Source organism: Chromobacterium paludis, from assembly GCF_008275125.1.
GTDB lineage: Bacteria > Pseudomonadota > Gammaproteobacteria > Burkholderiales > Chromobacteriaceae > Chromobacterium > Chromobacterium paludis.
This window is the reverse complement of the sequence record NZ_CP043473.1, coordinates 3,475,216-3,500,794: the sequence shown is the minus strand read 5'-3', so window position 1 is coordinate 3,500,794 and position 25,579 is coordinate 3,475,216. Positions and strand designations below refer to the sequence as shown.

At 62.3% G+C, this 25,579-nt stretch carries 24 protein-coding genes; 22 read left to right on the top strand and 2 right to left on the bottom strand.

All coding sequences use genetic code 11. The features are described 5' to 3' along the window. Positions 1 to 4 precede the first annotated feature (4 nt). The 22 genes from FYK34_RS16555 to FYK34_RS16455 all read left to right on the top strand — a co-directional run bounded on the left by FYK34_RS16555 (position 5) and on the right by FYK34_RS16455 (position 20,949). Positions 5 to 1,213 (top strand): hypothetical protein, encoded by a 1,209-nt coding sequence (locus tag FYK34_RS16555; RefSeq protein ID WP_149298318.1) that lies wholly within the window; start codon positions 5 to 7, stop codon positions 1,211 to 1,213. A gap of 9 nt (positions 1,214 to 1,222) precedes the next feature. After that, positions 1,223 to 1,543: a hypothetical protein gene (locus tag FYK34_RS16550; protein WP_149298316.1), complete on the top strand. Its 321-nt coding sequence runs from the start codon at positions 1,223 to 1,225 to the stop codon at positions 1,541 to 1,543. Positions 1,544 to 1,555: 12 nt separating this feature from the next. Then, the gene (locus tag FYK34_RS16545) at positions 1,556 to 3,133 is read left to right on the top strand and encodes a hypothetical protein (protein ID WP_149298314.1); all 1,578 of its coding nucleotides are present in this window, start codon (positions 1,556 to 1,558) and stop codon (positions 3,131 to 3,133) included. An 11-nt stretch (positions 3,134 to 3,144) separates the two neighbouring features. Further along, the gene (locus tag FYK34_RS16540) at positions 3,145 to 3,840 is read left to right on the top strand and encodes a hypothetical protein (protein WP_149298312.1); all 696 of its coding nucleotides are present in this window, start codon (positions 3,145 to 3,147) and stop codon (positions 3,838 to 3,840) included. A 516-nt stretch (positions 3,841 to 4,356) separates the two neighbouring features. Then, on the top strand, positions 4,357 to 6,216 hold the full coding sequence (locus FYK34_RS16535; RefSeq protein WP_149298310.1) for a phage tail protein: 1,860 nt from the start codon (positions 4,357 to 4,359) through the stop codon (positions 6,214 to 6,216). A gap of 113 nt (positions 6,217 to 6,329) precedes the next feature. Continuing rightward, positions 6,330 to 6,785 (top strand): hypothetical protein, encoded by a 456-nt coding sequence (locus FYK34_RS16530; RefSeq protein WP_149298308.1) that lies wholly within the window; start codon positions 6,330 to 6,332, stop codon positions 6,783 to 6,785. Positions 6,786 to 6,864: 79 nt separating this feature from the next. Continuing rightward, on the top strand, positions 6,865 to 7,686 hold the full coding sequence (locus tag FYK34_RS16525) for a phage tail protein I (protein WP_149298305.1): 822 nt from the start codon (positions 6,865 to 6,867) through the stop codon (positions 7,684 to 7,686). A 36-nt stretch (positions 7,687 to 7,722) separates the two neighbouring features. Then, positions 7,723 to 8,118 carry a GPW/gp25 family protein gene (locus FYK34_RS16520; protein ID WP_149298303.1) on the top strand — a complete coding sequence of 132 codons (396 nt, stop codon included), beginning with the start codon at positions 7,723 to 7,725 and terminating at the stop codon, positions 8,116 to 8,118. A 22-nt stretch (positions 8,119 to 8,140) separates the two neighbouring features. Further along, a complete protein-coding gene (locus tag FYK34_RS16515; protein ID WP_149298301.1) occupies positions 8,141 to 9,325 on the top strand; it encodes a baseplate assembly protein in 1,185 nt (394 codons plus the stop codon). Then, positions 9,318 to 10,028: a phage tail protein I gene (locus FYK34_RS16510; RefSeq protein WP_149298299.1), complete on the top strand. Its 711-nt coding sequence runs from the start codon at positions 9,318 to 9,320 to the stop codon at positions 10,026 to 10,028. The genes FYK34_RS16515 and FYK34_RS16510 overlap by 8 nt, the downstream gene beginning before the upstream one ends. Then, positions 10,025 to 10,741 carry a phage tail-collar fiber domain-containing protein gene (locus tag FYK34_RS16505; RefSeq protein WP_168209776.1) on the top strand — a complete coding sequence of 239 codons (717 nt, stop codon included), beginning with the start codon at positions 10,025 to 10,027 and terminating at the stop codon, positions 10,739 to 10,741. Before FYK34_RS16510 ends, FYK34_RS16505 begins: the two co-directional genes overlap by 4 nt. Before the next feature lie 10 nt (positions 10,742 to 10,751). After that, positions 10,752 to 11,564, top strand: a complete 813-nt coding sequence (locus FYK34_RS16500; RefSeq protein ID WP_149298297.1) for a hypothetical protein — start codon at positions 10,752 to 10,754, stop codon at positions 11,562 to 11,564. 11 nt (positions 11,565 to 11,575) lie between these two features. Then, positions 11,576 to 11,884 (top strand): hypothetical protein, encoded by a 309-nt coding sequence (locus FYK34_RS16495; RefSeq protein ID WP_149298295.1) that lies wholly within the window; start codon positions 11,576 to 11,578, stop codon positions 11,882 to 11,884. A gap of 344 nt (positions 11,885 to 12,228) precedes the next feature. After that, positions 12,229 to 12,393, top strand: coding sequence for a hypothetical protein (locus FYK34_RS20550; RefSeq protein WP_158253782.1), 165 nt, complete (start codon positions 12,229 to 12,231; stop codon positions 12,391 to 12,393). A 151-nt stretch (positions 12,394 to 12,544) separates the two neighbouring features. Then, a complete protein-coding gene (locus FYK34_RS16490; protein WP_149298293.1) occupies positions 12,545 to 13,120 on the top strand; it encodes a phage tail protein in 576 nt (191 codons plus the stop codon). Further along, positions 13,120 to 15,474, top strand: coding sequence for a hypothetical protein (locus FYK34_RS16485; RefSeq protein WP_149298291.1), 2,355 nt, complete (start codon positions 13,120 to 13,122; stop codon positions 15,472 to 15,474). The genes FYK34_RS16490 and FYK34_RS16485 overlap by 1 nt, the downstream gene beginning before the upstream one ends. Before the next feature lie 3 nt (positions 15,475 to 15,477). After that, on the top strand, positions 15,478 to 16,314 hold the full coding sequence (locus FYK34_RS16480) for a hypothetical protein (protein ID WP_149298288.1): 837 nt from the start codon (positions 15,478 to 15,480) through the stop codon (positions 16,312 to 16,314). Positions 16,315 to 16,330: 16 nt separating this feature from the next. Next, entirely contained in the window at positions 16,331 to 16,930 is a 600-nt protein-coding gene (locus FYK34_RS16475) for a phage tail assembly chaperone (protein WP_149298286.1), read from the top strand. A 281-nt stretch (positions 16,931 to 17,211) separates the two neighbouring features. Continuing rightward, positions 17,212 to 17,943, top strand: a complete 732-nt coding sequence (locus FYK34_RS20735) for a hypothetical protein (protein ID WP_196782516.1) — start codon at positions 17,212 to 17,214, stop codon at positions 17,941 to 17,943. A 41-nt stretch (positions 17,944 to 17,984) separates the two neighbouring features. After that, complete coding sequence (locus tag FYK34_RS16465) at positions 17,985 to 19,061, top strand: ISAs1 family transposase (RefSeq protein ID WP_149294873.1); 1,077 nt, start codon at positions 17,985 to 17,987, stop codon at positions 19,059 to 19,061. A 53-nt stretch (positions 19,062 to 19,114) separates the two neighbouring features. Continuing rightward, positions 19,115 to 20,323 (top strand): gp53-like domain-containing protein, encoded by a 1,209-nt coding sequence (locus tag FYK34_RS16460; RefSeq protein ID WP_149298285.1) that lies wholly within the window; start codon positions 19,115 to 19,117, stop codon positions 20,321 to 20,323. Positions 20,324 to 20,379: 56 nt separating this feature from the next. Next, positions 20,380 to 20,949: a DUF4376 domain-containing protein gene (locus tag FYK34_RS16455; RefSeq protein WP_149298282.1), complete on the top strand. Its 570-nt coding sequence runs from the start codon at positions 20,380 to 20,382 to the stop codon at positions 20,947 to 20,949. 86 nt (positions 20,950 to 21,035) lie between these two features. Here the strand turns inward: FYK34_RS16455 and FYK34_RS16450 are convergent, their stop codons facing one another. Together FYK34_RS16450 and FYK34_RS16445 are read right to left on the bottom strand one after the other, a co-directional pair. Then, positions 21,036 to 22,436: an efflux transporter outer membrane subunit gene (locus FYK34_RS16450; RefSeq protein WP_149298280.1), complete on the bottom strand. Its 1,401-nt coding sequence runs from the start codon at positions 22,434 to 22,436 to the stop codon at positions 21,036 to 21,038. Further along, positions 22,429 to 25,572 (bottom strand): efflux RND transporter permease subunit, encoded by a 3,144-nt coding sequence (locus FYK34_RS16445; RefSeq protein WP_149298278.1) that lies wholly within the window; start codon positions 25,570 to 25,572, stop codon positions 22,429 to 22,431. Before FYK34_RS16445 ends, FYK34_RS16450 begins: the two co-directional genes overlap by 8 nt. Positions 25,573 to 25,579 lie beyond the last annotated feature (7 nt).

The window sequence follows — 25,579 nt, the reverse complement described above, 5'->3', positions numbered from 1 at the left end:
AACCATGCCTCTCAATGCCAATAGCGCCGGCGTGCTTGCCGGCATGTTCACCATCCCGGCCGGCGTGCCGGCCGGCGCCAAGCGCGTGGAGTTCGTCGGCGCCGGCGGCAGCCGCGGCGAAGCCGTCTTTGTCGGCCAGGGCGAGCTGCAAACCGATTTGCGCCGCTTGGTGACCCGGATTACCGAGACCCGCTGGCAGGTCGATCCGCTGGCGCAGACTTTCACGCTCAATGCCGACACCCAGCTGGGCGGCGTCGAATTGTGGTTTACCGCCAAGGGCGCCACGCCGGTGGCGGTGCAGATCCGCGAAACCTCCAGCGGCGTGCCTTCCCGCGCGGTGCTGGCGGAGGCGCGCCTGCTGCCGGGAGACATCGCCCTGGCCGGCCCCACCCGCATCCAGTTTTCGGCGCCGGTGTGGCTGCAAGGCAGCGTCGAATACGCGCTGGTGGTGCTGTGCGACGATGCCGACACCGCGCTGGCCATCGCCGAGCTGGGCAAGTGGGATAGCGGCGCCGGCCGCTGGGTGACCAGCCAGCCCTACCAAGTGGGCGTGCTGCTGTCGTCCAGCAATGCCAGCAGCTGGACGGCGCACCAGGACCGCGACATGGCGTTTCGCCTGTTGGCCGCCAGCTACGCTGTCACCGTCAAGACGCTGGACTTGGGCAAGGTCGCGGTGCAAAACGCCACCGACCTGATGCTGCTGTCGCTGTCCGACAGCCCCTCTGCCTCCGCCCGCGTCGAATACAGCCTGGGCTTGCCGGATGGCGGCGTGGTGCAAGTGGCGGACAGCCAGCCGGTGCGCTTGCCCGCGCCCCTGAGCGGACAGATCGGCGTCACCGCGCGCCTGCTCGGCACCGAGCAATCGTCTCCGGTGTTGTTTCCCGGCACTCAACTGGTCAGCGGCCAGCTGGCGCAAACCGCCGACTACGTCAGCCGCGCCATTCCGGCCGGCAGCAACGCCCGCGTGCGCGTGGTGTTCGAGGCGCTGATTCCGGCCGGCGCCAGCGTGGCGGTCTCCGCCTCCGGCATCGATCCCGGCGACGCGTTCCAGCCGGTGGCCTACTTGGGCAGCAAGCCGTTTGGCGACGGCTGGATGGAGATGACGCACGAACTGGCCTCGATCAGCGAAGCCATGGTGCGGGTCAAGCTGACGCTGAGCGGCAACAGCGCCGCCCGGCCGCGCGTGCGCAAGCTGCGCGTCATCATCTTGTAAGGAGCCGCCATGCCGGAAATCCTGACGACGCCCCATCTCAACCTGCCGCTGCCGCATCCGGCCAACAGCTTGGCCGAGGATGTGCTGCGCATCCGCGACGCCTTCAGCGCACTGGACCAGAAGTTGGCCAGCCTGGACGCGCTGCTGGCCAGCGACGATCTGAATCTGGACACCTTGCAGGAACTGGTGGCCGCCATCAAACGCGAACGCGGCGATCTGGATCAGGCCGCCGCGCAGCTGACGGAATATAAGAATGCCGTCAACGCCCGGCTGGCCGGGCACGACGACCGATTGCAAACCTTGACGGCGCTGGCCTGCGCCGGCTTGTAGCCTGGAGGAATCATGTCAAAAGACTTGCAAGACTATCGCGGCCAGCTCTTGGCGCGGATCAAGAGCCAAATGCTGGCCGCCGACTTCGGCAATGCCGGCGCCAGCGATCTGGTGATGCAATCGGCGCTGCTCAAGGCGTATAGCTTTGTCGGCAATCTGGACGCGCTGGATATCGATTATCTGCTGGACATGACGGCGGCGGATCTGGACAACCATTTGCAAGACGCCGCCAACAGCGCGCGCTTCAGCGCCTTATTGCAGTCCACCCGCACGGTCAGGGCGCTGGCCGCCAGCGCGCCCATCATGGCCGCCATCGCCGGCAGCGCCGCCGCCATGGCCTTGCTGGCCGCCAACGGGCCGGCCACGGCGGCGATCGCCGACAATGCGCAGGCCATCGGCCAGCTGGCGCTCAGCGCCACGGCGATGAAAGTCTTGGCGGGCAGCGCGATTGCGATGTCAGCCGTGGCGGCGTCTTCTACGGCGATGTCTATTGTTTCCGCCTCCGCCATCGCCATGACGGCGCTGGCGGCTTCGACGCCGGCGATGGGCGCGCTGGCGGCCTCGGCAACGGCGATGCTTCTCATCGTCTCCTCGGTGACGGCGATGTCTATCGTGGTGGCTTCTCCGACGGCCCTTGCGGCGCTGGCCGCCTCCGCTACGGCGATGGGCGTATTGGGCGCCTCTCCCGTCGGCATGTCCATTCTGGCGGCGTCCGCCACCGCCATGGCTGTGGCGGCGGCCTCCAGCGTGGCGATGACCGCGCTTGCCGCGTCATCGGTGGCGATGGCGGCAATCGTGGCTTCCGCTCCGGCATTGAGTGCCGTGCTGGGGTCGACCATCGCGATGAATGTATTGGCGGCATCCGCCGTGGCGATGGCTGCGGTGATGGCGTCCACGCCAGCGTTGAGCGCCGCCTCGGTTTCGACCGTCGCGATGAGCGCGTTGGCAGCCAGTCTGGCTGCGCGGTCGGCGCTGCTCGGGTCGTCTACAGCCTTGGGCATCATTGGCGGCAGCACGATGGCGGTCGGCAAGCTGGCGGCGGGCATTATCGGATTGGATGCGCAAGCCATCGCCGACATCGCCGCGGTGATCGCGTCGCCGGCCGCTCTGACCGCCATGGCGGCCTCTCCGGCGGCGATGACTGTGCTGGTGGCATCCCCGTCTGCGATGACTGCGCTGGCGGCGTCTTCGCCGGCGATGGCTGTATTGGCGGCGTCCGCTACGGCGATTAACGCCCTGAACGCATCGGACATCGCCATGGACGCATTGTATGCGTCGCCGCTGACGACCAAGGTCAGCTACAACTCCGCCCAGATTTGGAGCGGCGTCAATACCTTGCGTTCCGGCATCACGCTGTTTGTGCGCTTGACCACCAAGGCGGGCGGGGCGGGCTGGGGCGAAGGCAATAGCACCAATGAATGGATGCTGTTTGACGGCGCCCAGATCAATTTCGCGGAACGCAAAGCGAACCCGTACAACCACACCGGGTTGTCGTCCGCGCCGCGTCTGCCGCTGCGCCGCTGCGCTTCCACTTTGCAAATCCGTGTCTACCAGGCGTGTGAAATCGCCTATATCGCGCTGCCGGCATAAGGAAAATTCTGATGAAGCAATTTATTTTCGACAAGGTCACGCGCCGTTGCATCGGCTGCGTGGAAGGCGTGTCCGATGGATACAACGGGCAGGGCTTGTTGGTGGATGCGGATCGCATCGCTCCAGAAGTGGAGACCGACGATATGGGTAGTTTGTACCTGTCCGCTGATGGCGTAACCGTCACGCAAGACAGGGCCGCGCAGCTGGCGCAGGCCAAAGCCAGCCGCAAGGCCCGCATCAAGGAGGAGGCCGCTCGGCTGATCGAGGCGACCGCTTGGAAATTGGAGCGCGCCCGCGAGCGCGAAACCGCCGGCTGGGGCACCCTGGCCGAGGTGGACGCGGCGTTGGCCGAGCGCGAGGCGATACGCCGCTCGTCCAACGCCGCCGAACAGGCGCTGGATGCCTTGACCGACATGGCTAGCGTCCAGGCCTTCGCCTGGTCGGTCGATGTCCAGGTCGCCGCGCCGCGGCGGCTGACCCACAAACAATTCATGGCCCGCTTCAGCGACGCCGAAATCCAGGCCATGTTCAAGTCGTTCGCCGATAACGCTCAGTTGAGGAGCTGGTGGGAGCGTTTCAGCCTGGCCAGCGACATCAGCCTGGACGATCCGGCCACGCAGGCGGGCGTGCAGGCCTTGGAGGACGCCGGCCTGATCGGCAAGGGCAGGGGGGGCGAGGTGCTGGGCAAGGCGCCGGCCAAGGCGTAGCGCGTTTTATCGGCGGCCTCCTCCCGGGCGCAGCTGGCAAGGGAGAGGGGCCGCTTGGCCGCGAAGCGTCCGGCCATGCGCGATTCTCGCGTTTTCCTGCCCATTCGTTGTGCCAGGTTTCTCTTCAATCGCCTCTCCCTTCCGCCTTGCTGGGGAGGGGCTGGGAGGCCTTCCTCGCCAAACCGCCCCGCCTATTTCCCTAACCCGGTTTACAAGCCTCCGCCCACGGCGGTTTGGCACTATGACGCCATGACCAAGCTAAGCGACATCCTCTCCCTGCGCTAAGCGCGCGCCGCCGATGGATGACTTCCGTATCAAGCAGGATGTCGTCGGCGTGGGCGTCGTCTCGGGCGCCATGGCCGCGTCCGGTGGCGGGACCTCCGTGAGCGGCAGCGTGACGGCTGGTGGTAAGAGACGGATCGGGCACCCTCAATGGGCGGGCATGGTCCCGCCAGTCCCCGCGGTAAACCGCTGTCTGGTTTTCATCCATCTTCCTTCATTCAATCGGAACGCATGATGAGCAACGACTTTTTCACGATTCTGACCGCCGTCGGCAAGAACAAGCTGGCGGCGGCGGCCACCGGCGGCGCGCCGCTCAAACTCACCCAGATGGCGGTGGGCGACGGCGACAACGGCGGCTACTACACCCCCAGCGAGGCGCAGGCCGCGCTGAAGCATGAGGTGTGGCGCGCGCCCTTGAACAATCTGGCCACCGACCCGCAAAACCCCAACTGGATCATCGCCGAGCTGGTGATCCCGGACCATGTCGGCGGCTTCACCATCCGCGAAGTGGGCGTGTTCGACGCCGACGGCGCGCTGATCGCTGTCGGCAAATTCCCGGAAAGCTATAAGCCGGTGCTGGCGGACGGCGCCGACAAGCAGCTCTACGTGCGGCTGATCATGGAGGTGAGCAACGCCGCCGCGGTGACGCTGCAGGTGGACCCCAGCGTGGTGCTGGCCACCCGCGCCGCGGTGGATCAGCGCATCGCCGAGGAACTGGCCAAACTGGACGGCAAACCCTCCGTCCGCGCCGCCACAACCATCGCCATCGCGCTGGCAGGTCTGCAGACGGTGGACGGCGTGGCGCTGCAAGCCGGCGACCGCGTGCTGGTGAAGAACCAGGCCAATGGCGCGGACAACGGCATTTACGTGGCCGCCGCCGGCAACTGGGGCCGCAGCGTGGACGCCAACGCCAGCATGGAAGTGACGCCGGGCCTGTTTGTGGCGGTGGAGCAGGGCGTGGTCAACGGCGGGGCGATTTGGCAGTTGACGGCGCCATCGCCGATCACGCTGGGCTCTACGCCGCTGAATTTCGCCATGTTGGGTGGCAATACCGGCGTGGCGGCTGGCACGTATCGCAGCGTCACCGTCAATGCGCGGGGGCTGGTGGTGGGGGGCAATAACCCATCGTCCGCTGATGAGTACGGTTTGAGCGCGGACCTGGCTTTGCCATTGGCGGCCTTGCCCTTGCCGGTAATCGGGACGCCGGATAACCGACTGACCGTGACGGCCTCAGTCGTTGCAGGGCAGGGAGGCGCCATTTCCATACCGGCTGGCGTGACGCTGGCCTTGGCGCAGGAGGTGGTTGCAGGGCAAAACGGCCGTGTTCGCTCGTTTGTCTCTTCTGTGTGGACTAGTCCAGCACTGCAAGCCAATGCCGAATATTACCTACGCGCGCAAGCCGGGGCTGGCGGTTTGACGATCTATGTTCAGCGTGGGCAGTTGAATGATGCGAAGCCGGATGGCTTGAAAGGCAGTCCCAATGGCGGCAGCGGCGGCGGATTTTACTCCACAGCCCTGGACATCTGTCTTGCCCGTGTGTTGACCGGCGCGCCAGGCGCCTTGCCGACAGTGCAGAGGGTGATCAACCGTGGCGACAATAGCTGGGCTGCGACGATGAACGGGAGCGGGACGGTGTATTTGCCGTTCGATCCCTTCATGCGTACCGGACGTATCTCCACTGGCATCGTGACCCCTCATTCATCAGCCATATCTTCCGTGATGCATGGTTCCGCAGGGTGGACTGGATATGCATATTGGTATGCTGCTCCCAGTGGTCAAAATGGTAGTAGCTATATAACTGGCAGTTCTTTGAATTGGACCGCCAATACAAGCGGAGTCCTGACTTCAAGTAATGTTGTGGGCGATGCGACTGTTTCGACGAGTACTGGAATATTTGAGCACATGGCTGGTAAATCCATGTGGCAAGTGCTGCAGTTGGAACATCAGATCGGTGATTTGACTGGCGCCAATGGCGATGAACACTTGATGGCGGAGGCGACTAAGAACCTACTGCAAGCCGACTATGACTCTGGATTGGCTATCAGCTTTGCCAATTGTGTCAATGCTTTGATTACTTGGGAGGTCGTACGATGAGAATCATACAAGACTTGCTGGCATATGATGGCGAGCTGCGTCCGGCGCAACCCAGTCCGGATCATATTTGGGATGGGGCTGCTTGGCAGTTTTCTGTTGAGAAACAGATCGCAATGTTGACCCAGATGAAGATCGAAATTTGCATCCGTCTGGATGCTTCCGCGGACGCCGCCAGCCAGCCTTACGCCGGCAGCGAGCTGCGCGCGTTGGAATACCAACGCGCCGCCGCCGAGGCCCAGGCGTATAAGGATGCCGGCTACAAGGGCGACGCGCCGGCCGGTGTGCGGGCCTGGGCGGACGCCAAGGGCCTGAGCGGCAAGGACGCGGCCGACGGCATCCTGGCCAAGGCCATGGCGGCGGATCAGGCGCTGGCAGCCATCCGCGCCATCCGGTTGAAGGGCAAGGAGGCGGTGCGCGCCGCCGCTAGCCTGGATGCCGTCCAGGCCGCCGCCGATGGCGCGCTGGCGCAGCTGCAGGCCGTGGCCGCGGGTACGCCGGATGCCGCCGCGCCGCAGGCCGCCGCCAAACCCAGCCTGTGGCGCGCACCGCTGCAGTTGTTCTCGCGCTAAGTCCCTTAGCGGCGTCCGCCGCGTCCTTCCCGCCCGCGCGGATGCGAAAGCGCCGCGCGGCATCCGCGGAGCCTGATCCATGATCGACACCACCCCCAATCTCTTGGCGGGCGATGATCGGCTTGCGCCCATCGCCGAGCTGAGCCGTCGTTTTCAGCAGATCGCGCTGCCGCCGTTTCTGGTTTACCTGATAGACAGCGTGCAGGCCGAGTGGCTGCCAGCCTTGGCCGAACAGCTGCACGTGGCCGGCGACGAAGGCTGGCTGCTGGCACGCACTGAACGCCAGCGGCGCGACCTGATCCTGCAGGCCATCGCCCTGCACCGGCGCAAGGGCACGCGCTGGGCGCTGAGCCAGGTGCTGGCCACCTTGGGCCTGAACGGCCGCATCAGCGAGTGGTTCGAATACCAGGGCGAACCGTACCGCTTCCGCATTGATCTGGAGCTGTCCGCCGATGGCTTGCCGGAGGCGACCTATCACGCCTTGCGCCGCATGCTGGAGCAGTACGGCAACGCCCGTTCCTTGCTGGAAGGCCTGAGCCTGCGCTACACCCGCCATGATGTGACGCCCTGCCTGGCGTCCACGACCGAAGGCGGCGAGCTGGCCACCGTTTATCCCTATGCCACCCGCGAGCGCGAGCAGCGCAACGCCTTGTATTCCGTCGCCGTTGCGGGCGGCGCGGAGCGCGCCGCCGTCTATCCCTACCGGCAGACCCGCTGGCAGGGCGGGCAGCCCCTGGCCTGGGGCGGCGCGCCTTTGGCGCGGGAAACCGTCGCCGTTTATCCGTTCCGGCCCGCGCTTTTCGAGGGCCAGTCTCCCCTGCGTTGGGCCGCCGGCTTGCTGTGCCGGGAAACCGTCACCGTGCCGCCGCTCGGCTTCAACGCTTTTTCTAAAACTCTTTAAAAGCCTCCGCCCACAGCGGTTTGGCACCATGACGCCATGACAAAGCTAAGCGAAATCTCCTCCCTGCACTGGCAGCCGGCGCTGCAACCGCGCGCCGCCAACCCCGGCCCCAACGGTTTTCCGGATGTTGTGGAGAACCTGGACGACATCCATCAGGCGCTGCGCATCATCCTGGGCACGCCCAAGGGCAGCGACCCGCTGCGGCCGGAGTTCGGCAGCGATCTGCACCGCTACCTGGACTACCCGGTGGACCGCGCCCGGCCGCATGTGGTGCGCGAGGCGGTGGCCGCCATCGGCCATCCGCAATACGGCGAGCCGCGCGTCGAGCTGGTGCGCGTGCTGTTCAGCGTGGAAGCCGACGGCAGCGCCCGGCTGTGCGCGCAGTGGAAGCTGGCCGATGGCGTGGTCCGCGAGACCGAGCTGAAGCTGTAAGCCACCCGACAAGGACCCGACCATGAGCCCGATAACGACCGACTTGCCCAAGTTCATCAACGACGATCCGACGGCCATCGCCAAGGAAATCGCCGCCTATTACCAGGAAAAAGCCGGCAAACAGCTGTATCCCGGCCAGGTGGAGCAATTGCTGATCGACCTGATCGCCTACCGCGAAAGCATGGCCCGCGCCGCCTTCAACGACGCCGGCCGGCAAAACCTGGTGGCCTTTGCCCGCGCGCCGATGCTGGACTACCTGGGCGAACTGGTGGGCGTCACCCGGCTCAGCGCGCAGCGCGCCACCGGCAAGGTCAAGCTGACTTTCCCCGCGCTGGCCAGCGATTCGGGCATGACTCAGGTGATTCTGCCCGTCGGCAGCAAGATAGCCGGCAACGCCAATGTGCAGTTCCAGACGACGGCCGAACTGGTGGCGACGCTGAATGCGGGCAAGCAGGAATTCACCATGGACGTGGAAGCCACCGTGCGCGGCGACATCGGCAACGGCTTCCAGCCGGCCGACCTGAACCAGCTGGTGGACGATCCTGGCGTCAAGGTGGACGTGGTCGGCGTTGGCGTTACCGCGGGCGGCATAGACGTGGAGGATGACGAGCGGCTGCGCGAGCGCATCCGCCTGGCGCCGGAGTCGTTCAGCGTGGCCGGCAGCGTGGCGGCCTATCGCCACCACGCGCTGAGCGCCACCCAGGGCGTGCTCGATGTCGCCGTGGTCAGCGCGTCCAACCTGGGCAAGATCGCGCCGCCGGGCGACCCGGTGCAGCCGGGCGAAGTCAGGCTGTTTCCGCTGTTCCGCGGCAACCAGCCGGGGGCGGGGCAGCTGGATCAGGTCAAGAGCGCCTGCAGCGCCGACCGGGTGCGGCCGCTCACCGACAAGGTCACCGTGGCGCAGCCGCCGAGCTTCGAATTTCAGGTAACGGCCAAACTGCAGCTCTACGCCGGCAGCGACAGCCAGCAGACGCTGCAAGCCGCCAACGCCTCGCTGGACGCTTACCTGGCCGGCCGCGCCGACAAGCTGGGCTGCGATATCGTGCCTTCGCAACTGGTGGCCGCGCTGTCCGTGCCGGGCGTGTATCAGGTGACGCTGAGCCAGCCGGCCGCCGCCGTGGTGGTGCCTTACTTCGGCTGGTCCCACTGCACGGCGCGCGACATCCAGCTCGACGCCGCCGACTTGGACGGCGTGGACCATGACTGAACGCTACGACCGGGTCTATCCGCCCCTGCTGCGCGGCGACGCCCGCTTCGGCGCGCTGGCCGAGCTGACCCGCCGCCTGGGCGCGCCCTACGCCGATCCGGAGCGGGCCGAGGTGCAGGGCCAGTTCGAAACCGGCGAGTTGCTGGTGTACCTGGTGGACAACGCCCAAGAGGCGCTGCTGCCAAGGCTGGCCGAGCAGTTCCACGTGAGCGGCGACGAAGGCTGGCTGCTGGCCAGCGATGACGCCAAGCGGCGCGAGCTGATCAAGCGCGCCATCGAGTTGCACCGTTACAAGGGCACGCGCTGGGCGCTCACGGAAGTGTTCCGCGTGCTGGGCATACGCATCGAGCTGAAAGAGTGGTGGGAGGCCGATGGCTCCGGCCAAGCCTACACCTTCGACCTGACCGCCTGGGCCAATGACAACCTGCTGCCCGGCCAGGCCGTGCTGAACCCGCGGCTGTACCAGCGCCTGCGCAGCATGATCGAGCAGGTCAAGCCGGCGCGCAGCGCTTACGGCTTCAAGATCGGCGCCGCCTTCCGCCAGCCGCTGCGCTGGGCCGGCGTCTTGCAGGGCAGGGCGCTGAACCGCGCCGACGCGGCCTGCCGGCCCAATCCGGCCAAGCCGCTATCGCAACCGCTGCGCCTGGCCGCCGCGCTGAAACCGCGGGCCGTGATGCGCGCTTACATGGAGAGCAATCGATGAGCAGCACCCCCTTGATCCCGCTGATCCTGGATTGCGGCCTGGCCGCCATCCAGCTGGCCGGCCACGACGGCGTCCAGCTGCGGATCACCCATATCGCGCTGGGCGACGCCGGCTATGCGCCGGATGTGGCGCAAACCGCGCTCAAGCATGAAATCGTCCGCTACCCCATCGCCGACGGCCAGAGCCAGGGGCCGCGCCAGCTGCACCTGACCGCGCTGGCCAGCGACCAGACCGAGTTCTGGGTGCGCGAGGTGGCCTTCATCCTGGAAAACGGCCAGCCGCTGGCCATCTGGTCCGACCCGCAGCAGGCGCTGGCCTACAAGCAGGCCAATCTGGAGCTGCTGCTGGCCTTCGACCTGGCCCTGTCCGGCGTGCCGGCCGACAGCGTGACGGTGCAGTCCACCGGCGCCGGCCTGAACCTGGCGCTGGGCGAGGAGCTGGCCAGCCTGGGCGCGGCGCAAGTGGACGAAATGACGCGCGGCCTCAAGCGCGACGACGCGCTGCGCGGACAGCAGGCGCGCCAGGACCAGGCCGAGCAGCGGCTGGCCGGCCACGACAGCCGCCTGAACGGCCACGACGCCGCCTTGTTAACCCTCGATCAGCGCGGACAGCAGTATCGCGACGATCTGGCCGAACTGGCCACCGCTCAGGCCGCGGCGCTGATCCAGCTGCAATGCCTGACCCTGCAACGCAGTGTTTTGAATCCCAAGTGAAGGAGAGAACATGAGTCTGGAACAACAAGTCGCCGCCCTGGTGACGGCATCGAACAATCTGACCGGCGTCGTCGCCGGCAAGCAGGCCGATATCGACGCCAAGGTGGCGGCGAAGATCAACGATCTGGAGCAGTGGCGCAGTCAAAATATTGCGTTGATGCCGCCTAATCTGATCGACAATGCGCACATGATGAATTTGAATGACAAAGGTGTGCCGCTTGGGTTCAGCGTATATGGCGATGGCGCAATCATTCAAGCCGTCCATCCGTATACCAAGGGTTATGAGGGACCGTATGTCGATACTAAGCCGGCCAATGCCGCGAATAGCCCGGTAGAAGCCACACAAGATAAACCATATTGGTATGGTTCTTACAATATGGGTGCGCGTAGCGGGCGAGGTGGGCTATCCGGAGGCTGGGGGGGGCAAACGACTGGTCATATTATTAGGGTTACAACGCCTAATACAAAAGGGGCAAATGGCCAGTTTAGAGCAGTATTCACTGGAGCAAAGCTTCCGGTTGAGCTGAGTGCAGTATATTTCTCTGCTTGGTTTTATATCGAAAAAGGTAGTATTGGCCTTGGGGTTGATGCAGGTTATACAGGTAATAATAATTTCTATCCTGGGGCTGTTGTGATTGATAAGAAAATGACGGCAGCCTCACCGGATGGGTGGTATAGATATTCCGGAATTATCGGGGTGTCGCAGGTCACATCTCTAGGGGCAAATCAGATGTGTATCGGGTTCGGTGAAGGTGAGACAGAGTTCTACATGGCCCTTCCCTATATTGGCGTTCCGTTTAATGCAAACTTTATGGTGGGTTGATAGGAGGATTTATGTACGTTTTCTTTAAAGGACAGCCAAATGGTTTTATTCAGGATCGAACCATTGTTGATGATATGATTGCGCGTGGCGGCTTGAGCCGTGATGACTTCAGTTATGTCTGCACGGATCAGGAAGCCAGAGAGCAGTGTGAAGCCTATATTCTTCAAAATTATCCGTTATGGAAACAGGCCAATATCACAAGGGATGGTCCCGATGCGAGCCGAACCGCGATGGCGGATTTTATCAACGCTTGCCGGGCTTGGAGTAATGCTCAACCTTGCAATCCTTTGGTCCTGGAAAATATCAAGCCGAAGATTTAAGGTGCGTCGCGATTTTTACTCTGAGCATTAAGTTGATGGACAAGTTTTGTTTCCCGTAAGCTAGGGTCTCAATCTGGCTATGAATACACATAGCATCCATCTTGGTTACGCCGGGCTTCGCCCGAAGCCCGGCAGCTTCTCCTTCCTTGTCGTTTCCCCGGCGTCTCCGCCATCGCGTCTCTTCCGCTTCCCTCATACTCTCTCTCACGGTTTCCGCTTTAACCCCTGCCTTTCCCCGCGTTCGGCCGCCACGGTGGCTCGTTCCATATCCCCTTTCCTTTGTTTGCCTCTAGCCCGCCGCGCATCGGCAGCGTCCACCTTTCTCCTTTTCGGAGCCTTTCCCCATGTCCATCTTCTCCGCGCTGGTCCTTCCCCTCGAATCGCAAACCCCTTCCCATGCCAACGTCGATACGCCGCGCTTGGCTGAGGCCATGCCGTCTCCGCGCCTGAGCGCCGTCTTCCGTCCGCTGGCCGTATTGCGCCTGTCCATGCAGGCCGAGCGCCGCTGACCCTTCTCGGTTTTCTCCTCTTTCGCGGGCCGCTGTCCACGGCCCGTCCCGCCCCTTTCCCTTCACCCAGGAGGCTGTATGCAGCTCCATCCCCGCGTTCGTCCGCTTGCCGCGGCGGCGCATCATTCCGCGCCCGCGGGGAGAGGCGGCCATGGCTGACGCCGTCTCTCCCATCCTGAAACAAGACGCCCGCTTCGGCCCCTTGGCCGCGTTGACCGAGCGGCTGACCGACATCGACCTGACCCCCTTCTTGGTCTACCTGCTGGACAACGTCGACGCCAAGCTGCTGCCGCAACTGGCCGAGCAATTCCACATCGGCGGCGACGAGGGCTGGACCCTGGCCGAGTCCGACGAGGCGCGCCGCGCGCTCTTGCACAGCGCCAACGAGCTACATCGCTACAAAGGCACGCCCTGGGCCATACGCGAAGTGATACGCCGCCTGGGCCTGGGCGAAGTGGAGCTGATCGAGGGCTTGGCCGGCCAGCGCCGCAACGGCCTGATCCAACGCAACGGCTATTACGTGCATGGCGACCCAGGCAGCTGGAACCAGTACCGGGTCCTGCTGGGCAAGCCCATCACCAACGACCAGGCCGCCCAGCTGCGCCGCATGCTGGCGCTGTACGCCCCGGCGCGCAGCGTGCTGGCCAGCCTGGAGTACCAAAAGGTGGCCAACCGCCACAACGGCGCCATCCGCCGCAACCGCCAATTCAACCGAGGGAGTGCCTAATGGCCAATCTGCAAGAAAAACCCGTCTGGGAGACGGGCATCTATCAACTGGAAACCACCGACCCTGTTTTGGGCGGACCGGACGGCGTGGACAATCTGCAGGCCAAGCAGCTGGCCAACCGCACCACGTTTTTGAAGAAGCAGATAGACGATGTGGTGGCCGGCGCGCTGACCGCCGAATACGCCGATCGCTTGAAGACGCCACGCAATATAGCCATGACCGGAGACGGCAGCTGGAACGTGTCCTTTGACGCCAGCGGCGATGTCAGCGCGCAGATGACGCTGAAGGACAGCGGCGTGGCAGCCGGCAGTTACGGCCAGGTGACGGTGGATTCCAAGGGCCGCGTCACCGCGGCCCGCGCCATCCAGCCCGGCGACGTGCCGGCGCTGGACTGGGGCAAGATCGTCTCCGGCAAACCGACCACGCTGGCGGGGTATGGCATTACTGATGCGGCGCCCATCGCGCAAAGCATGGTGAGGCGAGCGGATTTTGACCAATCCCAAATCGATGCGGCCACACAGTCAGGTTTTCGAAGCGTGCTACATCCCGGTGATACGAGCTTGCTGATGACGATGGATGCGGGAGGTTCTGTCGGGCCATTCCAGCTAGAGGCTTTCTATGCTGGAAACTTACGCTGGCGTAATCAGACAGACGGCCGGAGTTGGACTGATTGGAAAAATATATGGCATAGCGGCAACTTCAGTCCTGATGGCAAGGCAGATAAGGCAACGACTCTGGCTGGGTATGGAATCAGCGACGCGGCGAGCAAGAGTGATCTGAAAGCGATTTCCGATAGCGTAAACGGTGGCAAGGCGGATAAAGCAACGACGTTGGCAGGTTATGGAATTATTGATGGCGCCAGCAAAACCGATCTGAAAACAGCCATCGATGGCGTGATAGCCGGCGCGCCTGGCGCGTTGAATACCTTGCAAGAGCTGGCTTCCGCTCTAGGCAATGATGCCAACTATGCGGCAAGCATCACCAGGCAGTTGTCTGGCAAGGCCGATAAGGCGACGACGCTGTCGGGCTATGGCATTACCGATGCAGCACCCATCGCGCAAAGCATGGTGAGGAGAGCGGATTTTGACCAATCCCAAATCGATGCGGCCACACAGCCAGGTTTTCGAAGCGTGCTACATCCTGGCTATACGAGCTTACTGATGACGATGGATGCGGGAGGTTCTGTCGGGCCATTCCAGCTAGAGGCTTTCTATGCTGGAAACTTACGCTGGCGTAATCAGACAGACAGCCGGAGTTGGACCGATTGGAAAAATATATGGCATAGCGGCAACTTCAGTCCTGATGGCAAGGCAGATAAGGCGACGACTCTGGCTGGGTATGGAATCAGCGATGCGGTGAGCAAAAGCGATCTGAAAGCCGCAGCCGACAACGCAGGCAGCGGTAAGGCAGACAAGGCGACAACCTTGGCGGGCTATGGCATTACTGATGCGGCTAGTAAGAGTGATCTGACTGCTGCAGTCGATGGGGCGTTATCTCCCCGTAATAATGTGTTGACGGCGTCGCAAACGACTCGAATTATTAAAACTACACCAAATACTTACGATGCAGGAATTTATACCAGTGGGACATTGGAGCTGAGGTCGGCAGGCGATGACTTTCCATCTCTAGGCTTGCACCGCCCGGGGAAAACTGCGGTAGCGTTAGTGCACAAGGCATATGGTGATGATTCGCTGGTTCTGAAGGAGGCTAATAATAATGAATATCGTGTTTGGCACGCTGGGAATGATGGGAGTTTCATCAAAAGGCGGCGCACACGTATTCATGCTGATGATAAAACCTCTCTGGACAGCTCTATTGTCTCTGGTGAAATGGGTTTCAATTATGGCACTTCAAGTGGTGTAACGGGGCCATTTATCTCATTTGGTGGTTTGGACACGAGCGCTAACTATAGTTGTCAATTGAATGCCGATTATATGTCTGGCAATGTGATGCGTTTTCGGACAAAGAATGATGATGGGGCAAACCCGCGCTGGAATCCATGGCATACCCTCGTGCATGAAGATAGCCTAGTATTGACAGCAAAGGCGGATAGAGCGACAACTTTAGCAGGGTATGGGATTACAGACGCTGCACCGAATGCACAAAGCATGGTGATGCGTGCTGATGTTGATCAATCACAAATTGATACGGCCACTATGCCTGGTTTTAGGAATGTAGTTCATCCTGGCGATACTAGTTTGCTGATGACAATGAATGCAGGTGGATCTGTTGGTCCTTTCCAATTGGAAGCCTTTTATAGTGGAAACCTGCGCTGGCGTAATCAGATAGACAGTAAGACTTGGACAGACTGGAAAAAAGTCTGGCATTCCGGCAATATGACTTTTGAGTTCTGAATCATGCCTAAAACTTATGTCGATCAAAAGCAGGTTAAACACTGGTATGTGGATGGCCGGAAAGTGCAGAAAGCCTATCAGGGTGGCCGTCTGGTGTTTCAGGATGAACTCGTCGTGGTATTAGCTGCCAGCAATTACAATTTCGATACGGGGAGTTTGCATCAACAGATGGTGACTGCCGCAGGCGGTAGTTGGCCGCAAGGCGCGACCTTCCGCGTCATCGTTCAGCCCGGTGTTCAACTGGTGTCTAAAGATACGTCCAATGCCTGCTTCTGGTTTGGTGGCGCCATCGTCGGCAATACCGTGATCGTGGAGAACTATGGCCAGATTTTAGGGAGAGGTGGGAAAGGTGGCGATTGTGGAAATAGGCCTATGCCTGGGGAGAATGGTAGCGCAGCCATATGGGTGGACGGCGGTATTAAGTTGTTTGTTAGCAATCAAGGCTTAATCGCTGGCGGCGGAGGTGGGGGGGCTGGGGGCTTATCGATACGCAATGTAGGGACTCGACGTTACCGATGCTCAGGTGGTGGAGGGGCGCCATTCGGACCGGCCGGCGCATGTGATGATGCGAGTGGAGGCAGTGCGAATTATGAACAGGCAGGAAACACTCACACGTCTTGGGTTGCTTCAGGTTCTGGCGGGGCCTGGGGGCAAAGTGGAAGTGGCGGCATCTATTCGACCTATAACGGCCGGCCTGGTGGCAAGCCTCAAGAAGAGCCAGAGGACCCCTACCAAGATGAATCCATTCCCGGCGGCACCGCAGGCCCGGCCATTGGCCTAATCAACGGCGCAACTTGCTCGTATTTGAACCGCGGCGATCTGCGCGGCAACGCCCCATAACTCTCGGAGACGACTCATGCTGTTTTCTAACTCTCAACAAACCACCCTGGTTCAAAATGACCAGACTTATCGAACTTTGCTCAAGCCCTCTCTGCCCGCAGGTCCGCAAGAGCAAGGCGCGATTCGCGAAATCCGTTATGCCCCAATTAGCAAGACGCGCGAGGCGCTGGACGATCAATACACTTGGCAGCTTACGAGCGAGCAAGAAGCCGCGCTGCAGCAATGGATAGCTGCTTTTGATCCACAAGATAGGCTGGTCTACACCTATGACCAGAGCGGCCAATTTAGCGGCGAGGCTTGCTTGCGCAGCTTGCAAGCCAGTGGCAATCCGCGTCATACCGAGCTAGCGCCGTTGGAGCGCCATGTGTTCATCGATGGTCAATGGCAAGCCGATGATGGTTTGCTGGCTGAGCAGGCCCGTCAGCAGCGAGACGTGTTATTGCGTGAAACCTTGGACCAATTGCAGCGGCACGAACGGCAGCTCAAGTACCAGCCCTCGCTGGCGTTGAAGCCAGAGATAGCCCAGGCATTGGCGGACTATGCGCAGGCTTTGTGCGATGTGCCGGCGCAGCCGGGATTTCCGCGCAAGATCATTTGGCCGCAACGCACGGCTTAATGTGAGGATCGCCGGTCTTTCTTTGAGAGGCTGGCGGTCAGTTCTGAAGCAGAGACGTTAAATACCCTTCCTAAACTCCTTTCCAAGCCGCGCGCCGCGGGTTTAGGCACCATGTCGTCCTGACCGGAAAGCCGGCCTCTTATGGGGCCGGCTGTTGCCGCGCCTACGCGCGGCGCAGGCGCTTGGGTGCTCGCCTTGGTTCTTCGCCCGGTCATGCCTGCGTTCCATCGTTTCTCCGCAGAGACGGGACGCCCTTATCATTCAAGCAAGCGAGGAACGACATGGCTTTTTTGAAGGAAACCAACAATTGGGAAGCTGGCATTTACCAGCTGGAGACCACCGACCCGGTGCTGGCCGGCCCGGACGGCATCGACAATTTGCAAGGCAAGCAGCTGGCTAACCGCACCGTCTATCTGAAAGACCAGATCAATCAGCTCGCCAGCGGCAAACAGGTGGCCGGCAATGCCGCCAAGCTGAGTACGCCGCGCAATATCGCCATGAGCGGCGACGGCAGCTGGAATGTGATGTTCGACGCCAGCGGCGACATCAGCGCGCAGATGACGCTGAAAGACAGCGGCGTGGCAGCCGGCAGCTACGGCCAGGTGACGGTGGATTCCAAAGGCCGCGTCACCGCGGCCCGCGCCATCCAGCCCGGCGACGTGCCGGGGCTGGATTGGAGCAAGATCGCATCCGGCAAGCCGACCACCTTGGCGGGGTATGGTATTGCCGATGCGGCTGGATCTGCTTTCGTAGGGCCCATGAGTATGAATGCTTATATGCCGCCTGGCATCTATGAATATGATCCTGCAGGAGAGGGGGCTCCGACCAATATCCCCAATCATACAGTTCTATCCATGGGGCGGGCCTCTCGCTGGACTCAGTTGGCAATGCCTTATAGTCAGGATCAGTTATTCTTTAGACGGAATATAGATGGGAAAACGGGTGGGTGGAGAGCAGGGCAATCGCACCTTCTTGTCATAAGCAAACAGACTTGCCAACCCACCCAGACTTGAGGTGAACTCCCAGGTTTTACCGGTGCGGGATGGGAACGTTGATGGAACATTTGGCCGAGGTGCCCGAGCCGAGGACCGGGCGCTACATCGCCCATCCGCTGGACGAAATTCTGGTGATTGCCGTGTGCGCCATCTTCGCGGGGGCGGAGAGCTTTGTGGAGGCGGTCGAGTGGGCTGAGGTTAAGGAAGCTTGGCTGCGGCGCTTCCTGCCGTTGAAGAATGGCATTCCTTCTCACGATACCGTCAACCGCGTGTTCCGACTGCTGGATCCCAAGCAGTTCGAGAACGCCTTCCGCAGCTGGACGCAAGGACTGCTGGGCTCGTTCCAGCAGATCGCCATCGATGGCAAATGCCTGCGCGGCACCGCTCGCGGCGCGCACAGCCCGGTGCACATGGTCAGCGCCTTCGCCACCGAACTGGGCTTGGCGCTGGGGCAGGAGAAAGTCGCCGACAAAAGCAATGAAATCACTGCGATTCCGGCGTTGCTGGCCGCACTGGATGTGGAGGGCTGTCTGGTCAGCCTGGATGCGATGGGCTGCCAGAAAGAGGTTGCCAAGACCATCGTGGCGCGTAAAGCGGACTATTTGCTGGCGGTGAAGGAGAACCAGCCCAAGCTACGTCAGGCCGTAGCGTGCGCGCTGCATGACCATCCCACCGAGCGAGTGGCCAGCGCGCAAAAAGGGCATGGCCGCACGGTGTTGCAACATGTGGTGACAGCCCGGGCGGACGGCATTGTCGACGCTCAGGCCTGGCCCGGCTGCCAAACAGTGGGTCGCGTGGATTCGGTGCGGCTGGATGGTCGCGGACAATCGGCGCTGGAGCAGCGCTATTATTTGTCGTCGCGCGCGTTGAGCGCGGAAGAGCTGGCGCAGGCGGTGCGCCGTCATTGGGCGATCGAAAACGGCCTGCATTGGTGTCTGGATGTGATTTTTCGGGAAGATAACTGCCCATTGCGCGAAGATCATGGACCGCAGAATTTTGCGCTGCTGCTGAAATTCGCGCTCAACCTGCTGCGTAGTTCGCCGTATCAGGCCAAGAAAAGCATGCGGGTGCGACGCAAGCGTGCCGGCTGGGATGATGAGGCCTTGGCTGAGTTGCTGGGCATGTCGCCTTTATGACGTGAAGGTGCGATTGCCCTGGGTGGAGAGAGGTTTGGCACAATGGTAACTTTTTGCCTGAGTCTAAAGCTGATAAAGCTAGTACTTTAGCGGGTTACGGTATTAACGATGGGGCAACAAAATCGGATTTGAAAGCCGCTATAGATGGCTTGGTGGCAGGGGCGCCAGGCGCCTTGAACACGTTGAAGGAGTTGGCGGATGCTTTGGGTAGTGATGGAAATTTTGCGGCGACGGTTACCAATAAGCTAGCAACGAAGTCTGACAAGGCGACGACGCTGACAGGATATGGAATTACCGATGCGGCTGGGTCTGTATTTTCTGGCTCAAATAGTCTGAATACATATACTGTTCCCGGTGTGTATGAATATGATCCCGTAGTGGATGGAGCCCCAACCAGCATACCTAATCATACGGTTTTGTCCATGGGGCGAGTAGCGCGCTGGACGCAGCTGGCTATCCCTTATCGTAAAGATCAACTGTTTTTTCGTCGGAATATCGATGGAAATCGGGGGGAATGGCAGGAAGTTTGGCATGGTGGGAATTTTCGACCGGAACTAAAGGCAGACAAAGCGACTACGTTGGCTGGCTATGGCATCACGGATGCCACTAGCAAGGATGCCAATAACCGTTCTTGGGCCAGCGCTTTCCGTGCTAGCAAGGGGCTGCCGAATGGAGATGAATCCAGAACCGGATTTGCCTTCGAGACCGATGGTGATACGGGTCTGTTTGCCGATGGTTCCGGGATTTCTGGCAGTAGCGCGTTGGGTATGTATATTGATAGCAGCAAAGTTTTTCAGGTGGGCCGAGGAGGCCAAATATGGTCTCCTCTCTATGGTGCGCTGGAGGATAAGTTTGCGGCCAAATCGTCTACTCTGGCGGGTTATGGTATTACCGACGCCGTATCCATAAATGGAAATGGCTCGAAGACTTTTAACGTGGCAAATGCGACTTCGGCTGCCCACGCTGTCGCATATGGGCAATTTGCTAGTTCATTGGTGCCGACGGGCTATCAGTATTTGCCAAATGGCATGTTGCTGCAGTGGGGCAAGACGCCTGGTATCGCCGGCGCAGCTTCATATACAGGCAATTTTGCCATAGCCTTTCCAAATGGCGTCTTTTCCATGACTGCGAGTTCGTATCTGGATACAAATAACTCGGAATTCTTTAATGTGTTTGTCGTTAGTAATACCCAATATCGTATTACGAGTGGAGCTGTGGCGGCACAGAGTGCACCAGTAACTTGGATTGCAATTGGTTATTGATGTTTTATAGGGTAACCAGGGACTTGTTATTTCAGCTTAATTATTTGAGGTATAGAATGGGACAGAAAATCGCAGCATTTAATGAGAATGGGGAAATTACAGCATTTTATGATTCTATCGATTCCCCGCCGAAAGATGGAGAGAAAGTTATCTCTATTACCGATGAACAATGGCAAACATGCCTGAGCCAACCGGGCTGGACGGTTGTGGACGGCACGTTGCTTGCGCCGGTTCCGCCCTCGGAGGCGGAGCAGTTGCGGCTGGCGCAGCGAATCCAGTGCCAACGGCTGCAGGCGGCATGCGAATCGGCCATTACCGCCAGCTTCCCGTCTATGGCCTTGGGGCCGCAGCCATGCGTCTACGGCAGCCGGCTGACGGATCAAAACAATCTGTTGTCCGCGCTGTCCGCGGCGCGGGGACAGCCGGTCAATTGGACCACGCCGCTGTGGTGCGCGGATGGGAAGGGCGACTGGGCGTTCTTGCCCCACACTGCCGAGCAGGTTATGCGGGTGAATCAGGATTGGGTAGCGTTCCGCACCAAGCAGCAGCAAAAATACGCATCGCTGATGGCGCAGATGCTGGCCGCTCCTACCGCGCAGGCGGTCCAGGCCATAACCTGGGAGTAGCCGATGTCGTTCTGGACCGCCCGATAGAAAAGCCCCGCGATGGCGGGGCTATTTTATTGCGGAGCGCATGCCAGGGCGTGGCGGAGTTACGGCTTGCCCGCCTCCCACCCCCCGCCCAGCGCCTTGTACACGCCGATGGTGGTGTTGAGCCGGTCCAGCTTGGCGCTCACCAGGTTCAGTTCGGCCTGGAAGCTGTTGCGCTGCGCGTCCAGCACGTCCAGGTAGCTGGCGTAGCCGTTGTCGTAGCGCAGGCCGGCCAGCTTCAGCGTGCGGTTCAGCGCGGTGAGCTGGGTGGTTTGCGCGGCGACGATGTCGCGCGCCGTGCTGTTGGCGGCGAGCGCGTCCAGCGCATCCTTGAACGCGGCCTGCACCGTCTTCTGGTACTGCGCCAGCGCCTGTTTCTGGCCGGCGCTGGCGGCGTCCACGTTGTAGCCGGTGGCGCCGAAGTTGAAGATGGGCGCGGCGGCGTTGCCGGCGAAGCTCCAGGTGCGCGTGGCGCTGGTGAACAGGCTGTCCAGCGAGGGGCTTTGCGAGCCCAGGGCGCCGGTCAGGCTGATGCTGGGGAAGTAAGCCGCCTTGGCCACGCCGATGCGGGCGTTGGCGGCGATCAGCTGCTGCTCGCTGGAGGCCACGTCGGGGCGGCGCTCCAGCAGGCGGGACGGCAGGCCGGCCGGCACGTCCGGCGGCGTCACCAGGCTGTTGATGTCCTTGCCGCGGCGGAGCTTGCCTTCGGCCAGCTGCTTGGGGCTATGGCCCAGCAGCACGCCCAGCGCGGTTTCGGTTTGCTCCAGCGAACGCGTGATCTGCGGCACGGTGGCGCGGGCGCTGGCGGCCTCGGCTTCGGCTTGGCGCAGGTCCAGCTCCGAGGTAACGCCGCCGTTGAAGCGTTTCTGCCGCAGCGCCAGCGATTCCTCGCGGCTGCGCAAGGTGCGCTTGGCAATGTCCAGTTGCGCGTCCAGCGCGCGCAGCTGGAAATAGGTTTGCGCCACTTGGGCGGCCAGCGCCAGCTGGGCGGCGTCGCGGTCGTAGCGGCTGGCCTGGTAGCTGGCGCGCGCCGCTTCGTTGCCGCGGCGCAGCTTGCCCCACAGGTCCAGTTCCCACGCCGCCGTCAGATTGGCGGCGCGCACGTCGTTGACCAGGGGCGTGCCGGGGCTGACCAGCTGGCTGGAGCTGCGGCCGCTTTGGTAGCCGGCGTTGGCGTTAAGCTGGGGCAGCAGCGCCGCGCGGGCGATGCCGGCCTGGGCGGCGGCCTGTTCTACGCGAGCGGCGGCGGCTTGCAGGTCGAAGTTGTTCTTGACCGCTTCGTCTATCAGCTGGTTCAGCACCGGGTCGTCGAAGCGTTTCCACCAGTCAGCGTCCACCGTCGGTGTTTGGGCGCCGGCCTGGGCGGCCGGCAGTTCTACCTTGGGCCGGCTGTAATCGGGGCCCACCGCGCAAGCGGACAGCGCCAGCGCGATGGACATGGGGATCAGGGCGCGCTTAAGCATCTGCGTGTCCTCCTGCCTCGGCCTTGGCCTGAGGCTTGTTTTGTTTGCCGAGCTTCATGATCAGGATGAAGAACAGCGGGATGAAGAAGGTGGCGAGGAAGGTGGCGGACAGCATGCCGCCTATCACGCCGGTGCCGATGGAGTGCCGGCTGGCGGAGCCGGCGCCGCTGGAAATGGCCAGCGGCACGCAGCCCAGCACGAAGGCGAGAGACGTCATCACGATGGGGCGGAAGCGCAGGCGGGCCGCCTCCATCGCCGCGTCCATCGCGCTGAGGCCTTCTTCCATTTTCTGCACCGCGAACTCCACGATCAGGATGGCGTTCTTGGCCGACAGGCCGATCAGCGTCACCAGCGCCACCTGGAAGTAGACGTCGTTGGCCAGGCCGCGCAGCCAGTTGGCCATCAGCGCGCCGAACACGGCAAACGGCACCGCCATCAGCACGGAGATTGGCAGGCTCCAGCGCTCGTACTGCGCCGCCAGGATCAGGAACACCATGATCATGCCGAAGCCGAACACCAGGGCGGACGAACCGCTGGTGGATTTCTCCTGGAAGGCGGAGCCGGTCCAGGCCAGGCTATAGCCGTCGGGCAGGGTTTCCTTGGCCACGTCTTCCAGCGCGGTCAGCGCCTGGCCGGAGCTATAGCCCGGCGCCGGGCCGCCCACCACCTTGGCCGCCGGGAACACATTGAAGCGGTCCAGGGTTTCCGGGCCAGTGGTTTGCTGGATGGTGACCAGCGCGGTCAGCGGGATCATCTGGCCGGTTTGCGAACGCACGTAGACGTTGCGCAGGTCGTCCACCTTGGTGCGGAACGGCGCCTCGGACTGCAGCTGCACGCGGAAGGTGCGGCCGAACTTGTTGAAGTCGTTGACGTACAGCGCGCCAAAGGTGCTCTGCATGGTGTCGAACACGCTGTTCACCGGCACGCCCAGGGCCTTGGCCTTGGCGCGGTCCAGCTTGACGAAGACCTGCGGCACGCTGGCGGAGAAGGTGGTTTGCACCCCCTTCAGCTCCGGGCGCTTGGCCGCGGCGGCCACCAGTTTCTTGGTGATTTCGCCCAGCTCGGCCGGGGTGCGGCCGGCGCGGTCCTGCACATAGGCTTCAAAGCCGCCGGTGTTGGACATGCCGGAGATCGGCGGCGGGTTGAAAGCCAGCACGATGCCGTCGTCGATGCCCATCATGCCCTTGGCGAACACGTCTTTCACCACGGCCTGCGCCGACAGCTGCGGGCCTTTGCGCTCATCCCACGGCTTGAGCACGATGAAGGACACGCCGGCGTTGGACTTGTTGCCGCCGGTGAGGATGTCGAAGCCGGCGAAGGTCATGCGGTCCTGCACCGCCGGGTTCTTGGCCATCATGGCGTCCAGCTTGTCCATGGTGGCGGCGGTGCGGGTCAGCGAGGCGCCGTCCGGCAAGAAGGCCGCGGCCAGGATATAGCCCTGGTCCTCGTCCGGCGCCAGGCTGGACGGGATGATGCGGAACAGGCCGGCGGAGGCCGCGATCAGGCCGCCGAACAGCAGCACCGCCAGCACGGCGCGCTTGTTGATGAAGGCCACGCCGCCGGTGTAGCGGCTGGTCAGGCGGTCGAACCAGTTGTTGAACCAGGTGAAGAAGCGGTTGGGGTGCTGGTGTTCCGCCTTCAGGATCAGCGCGCACAGCGCCGGCGTCAGCGTCAGCGCCACGATGCCGGAGATCACCACCGACACGGCGATGGTCATGGCGAACTGCTTGTACATCTGGCCGGCGATGCCGCCCAGGAAAGCCACCGGGATGAACACCGAGCACAGCACCAGCACGATGGCCACCAGCGCGCCGGACACTTCCTTCATCGCTTTCAGGCTGGCTTCGCGCGGCGGCAGCCCTTCCTGCGTCATCAGGCGCTCGACGTTTTCCAGCACCACGATGGCGTCGTCCACCACGATGCCGATGGCCAGCACCAGGCCGAACAGCGTCAGCGTGTTGATGGTGAAGCCGAAGGCGTACATGCCGGCAAACGCGCCGACGATGGACACCGGCACCGCCAGGCAGGGAATCAGCGTGGCGCGCCAGTTTTGCAGGAACAGGAACACTACCAGGAAGACCAGCACCATGGCTTCGGCCAGGGTCTTGTACACCTCCTCGATCGACACTTCCACAAACTTGGTGGTGTCGTAGGGGATGCCGTAGGACAGACCGGTCGGGAAGCTCTTGGACAGGCGCTGCATCTCGCTTTCCACCGCCTGCGCCGTGGCCAGCTGGTTGGCGCCCGGCGCCAGGAAGATGCCGATCGGGATGGTGGCCTTGCCGTTGTGCTTGCCGTGGAAGTCATAGGACAGCGCGCCCAGCTCCACGCGGGCCACGTCCTTCAGTTTGACCGAGGAGCCGTCCGGATTGGCGCGGAGGATGATGTTTTCAAACTCTTCCGGTTCGGACAGGCGGCCCTGGGTGGTCACCGTGTAGGTGAACTCCAGCTTCTCCTGGGTGGGCTGCGCGCCCAGCTTGCCGGCGGCGAACTGCGAGTTCTGCTCGCGGATGGCGGCGGCCACGTCGCTGGGCGTCAGCTTGAGCTGGGCCAGTTTGTCCGGGCGCAGCCAGATCCGCATCGAGTAGTCCTGGCCGGCGAAGTTGACCACGTCGCCCACGCCCGGCACCCGCTTCAGCTCGTCCACCACGTTCAACAGCGCGTAGTTGCTGATGAACAGCGTGTCGTGGCTGTTGTCGGGCGAGAACAGCGACACCACCTGCAAGATGGTGGCGGATTTCTTGCGCACGTTCACGCCCTGGCGCCGCACTTCTTCCGGCAGCTGAGACAGCACCGATTGCACGCGGTTGTTGACGTTGATGGTGGCTTGGTCGGGATTGGTGCCGATCTTGAACGACACGGTCAGCGACAGCGTGCCGTTGCTGGCGCTGCTGGACTGCACGTAGAGCATGTCGTCCACGCCGTTGATGGCCTGCTCCAGCGGCGCGGCCACGGTGTTGGCGATCACTTCGGCGGAAGCGCCCGGATAGCTGGCGGTGACGTTGACCACCGGCGGCACGATTTCAGGGTACTGCTGGATGGGCAGCGCCTTGATGGCGGCCAGGCCCGCCAGCATGATCACGATGGAGATCACGCTGGCGAAGATGGGCCGCCGGATGAAGAAAGCGGAAAACATGTGTCAG